General features: G+C 63.9%; 1 pseudogene. It reads left to right on the top strand.

Annotated features, from left to right (window positions below):
- A pseudogene (locus tag AB5Y93_RS18995) lies at nucleotides 1–3,309 on the top strand (type I secretion protein); the annotation flags it as partial.

The following is a 3,309-nucleotide window of genomic DNA, read 5'->3' as shown; positions in this document are numbered from 1 at the left end:
CCAGCCCGGCCTGAATGGCCTCACCAGCGGCGGCCAGCCGACCCACTATCAGGTCAACGGCAACGTCATCACCCTGCTGGATGCGGGCGGCAAGACCATTCTGACCGTGACCCTGGGGCTGGATGGCAAGTACCAGGTGGTGCTCGACGGCGTGCTGGATCAACCGGCCAGCACCAACAGCGTCAATCTGGGGCTGCAGGTGCAAGGCACCGACTTTGACGGGGACAAGAGCAACCTTGGCACCCTCAATATTCATATCACCGACGGCGTGCTGCCCCAGGTCGACCCCGTCTCCCTCACCCTGGTGGAGGACAGCGACTGGAGCGCAGCCCAGACCCTCACCGGGGATCTGGCCATCACCGCCGGGGCCGACCCTCTGGTCAACATCGCATTCGATGCCAGCCAGCCCGGCCTGCAGGGGCTCACCAGCGGCGGCCAGCCCGTGGTCATCACCATCAGCGGCAACAGCATCAGCGGCACCGTCAACGGCCAGAACGTCTTCACGTTGACGCTGGATCAGAACGGTCACTACGTCTTCACCCTGAACCAGCCGCTGGATCAGGGGAGTGCAGACAGTCTACTCAAGGCGGGCTTTACCCTGACCGACAGTGACGGAGATAAAGTCTCCTCCACCCTGAGCGTTGCCATCGGCGACGGGGCCAATCCGGTCATCAGCGCCGTGACCGGCACCGAGATGACGGAGGCGAACCAGGGGGCGAAGGATGTGGTGAGCCACATGAGCTTCACCGTGAACCACGGTTCCGATGCCTTGGCGCCCGATAGCCTCAAGTTCGATATCGCAGCCATTCAGCAGAGCCTGGATGGCAAGTACAGCAGCCACGGCAGCCCGGTTACCTTCACCCTGGATGCCAGCGGCGAGCTGGTGGGGACCAGCGCGGACGGCCGCGAGGTGCTGCGGGCCGAGCTGGATTTGGTGGAGAGCAACGGCAACTGGAGCGTCACCGCCAAGGTGACCCTGGGGGCCGAGCTGGATCACCAGGGCAGCGAATCCCTCGACCTGCCGCTCACCGTCACCCTGACCGACAAGGATGGGGACAGGGTCTCCACCGACTTGCCGCTCACCATCAAGGACGGCCATGCACCGCACTTCGTGGCGGGCAGCGGGGTAGATCTGAACGAGAGCCGCCTCGATGGCAACAACACCCTGACGGAAACGGGACACTTTACCCTGGAGTCGGGGTCGGATCGGGTGAGTCAGGTCTCGTTCGCCGATCCGGCTTCCCAGCCCCCCCTGATGGCACTGGGTCAGCAGGTGAAATACGAACTGGTGGACGGGGATCCTGCCATTCCGGGCAACCAGATCCTCAAGGGTTATGTGGACGTGAACGGCGTGCGCGTCGAGGTGCTTCAGGTCGAACTGGTGGGCAAGCTGGACAATGCCGCCAGCAACACGTTCGACTACAAGGTGACCCTTTATCAGGGGGTGCACCAGAGCGGCGGTGACGGCAAGACGAGTCTGCCCCTCAAGCTTGACATCATTGACAGTGACAAGGGGGGCGGCAACAACGACAGCACCACGGGCACTCTGGACATCACCATCAGCGAGGGCGTCAGGCCGATCGTCAACGGGGTGACCATCGACAGCGTGACCCTGAGCGAGGGGCGCTTCGATGGCGCCGCCAATGGTGCGACCGCTGACGATCAGCTCATCACGGGCAAGGTGACGGTACAGGCCTACTCCGATCCCATCGTCGATGTGCGCCTGGTCCTGAGCGGTCAGGTCATGGACATCAACGGCAATCCCGTCACTCACAATGGCGAGACCCTCACCTGGCAGGCCGTACCGGGCAGCAACGGCCACAGCTTCCAGGCAGTGACTGCGAGCGGCACCCTGGTGCTGAGCGTGACCCTGCCCAATGTGCCCGATAGCGTCGCGGCGCACACCAAGGTGGATTTCGATTATCAGGTGGTGACTCACACCAACCTGGATCACGGCGCGAACGACAGGCTCGATATTCGTGTCGGCATGCAGGTGACGGACAGCGATGGCACCGTCAGCAAGGGCGATACCGTCATCCATGTGACCGATGCCGCCGATCCTCACCTTGGCAACGACAGCGGGGTCACTTTGCAGGAAGGGGCCTCAGGCCAGACCCTGGATGGCCAGTTGCCGGTGAGCGTGGGCAGCGATCGCCTGGTGTCGCTCAACTTCGAGGCGAACCAGCCCGGCCTGAATGGCCTCACCAGCGGCGGCCAGCCGACCCACTATCAGGTCAACGGCAACGTCATCACCCTGCTGGATGCGGGCGGCAAGACCATTCTGACCGTGACCCTGGGGCTGGATGGCAAGTACCAGGTGGTGCTCGACGGCGTGCTGGATCAACCGGCCAGCACCAACAGCGTCAATCTGGGGCTGCAGGTGCAAGGCACCGACTTTGACGGGGACAAGAGCAACCTTGGCACCCTCAATATTCATATCACCGACGGCGTGCTGCCCCAGGTCGACCCCGTCTCCCTCACCCTGGTGGAGGACAGCGACTGGAGCGCAGCCCAGACCCTCACCGGGGATCTGGCCATCACCGCCGGGGCCGACCCTCTGGTCAACATCGCATTCGATGCCAGCCAGCCCGGCCTGCAGGGGCTCACCAGCGGCGGCCAGCCCGTGGTCATCACCATCAGCGGCAACAGCATCAGCGGCACCGTCAACGGCCAGAACGTCTTCACGTTGACGCTGGATCAGAACGGTCACTACGTCTTCACCCTGAACCAGCCGCTGGATCAGGGGAGTGCAGACAGTCTACTCAAGGCGGGCTTTACCCTGACCGACAGTGACGGAGATAAAGTCTCCTCCACCCTGAGCGTTGCCATCGGCGACGGGGCCAATCCGGTCATCAGCGCCGTGACCGGCACCGAGATGACGGAGGCGAACCAGGGGGCGAAGGATGTGGTGAGCCACATGAGCTTCACCGTGAACCACGGTTCCGATGCCTTGGCGCCCGATAGCCTCAAGTTCGATATCGCAGCCATTCAGCAGAGCCTGGATGGCAAGTACAGCAGCCACGGCAGCCCGGTTACCTTCACCCTGGATGCCAGCGGCGAGCTGGTGGGGACCAGCGCGGACGGCCGCGAGGTGCTGCGGGCCGAGCTGGATTTGGTGGAGAGCAACGGCAACTGGAGCGTCACCGCCAAGGTGACCCTGGGGGCCGAGCTGGATCACCAGGGCAGCGAATCCCTCGACCTGCCGCTCACCGTCACCCTGACCGACAAGGATGGGGACAGGGTCTCCACCGACTTGCCGCTCACCATCAAGGACGGCCATGCACCGCACTTCGTGGCGGGCAGCGGGGT

This window comes from Aeromonas sp. R10-1, assembly GCF_040908465.1.
GTDB classification, from domain to species: Bacteria; Pseudomonadota; Gammaproteobacteria; order Enterobacterales; family Aeromonadaceae; genus Aeromonas; species Aeromonas caviae.
This window is presented reverse-complemented; position numbering and strand designations above follow the sequence as displayed.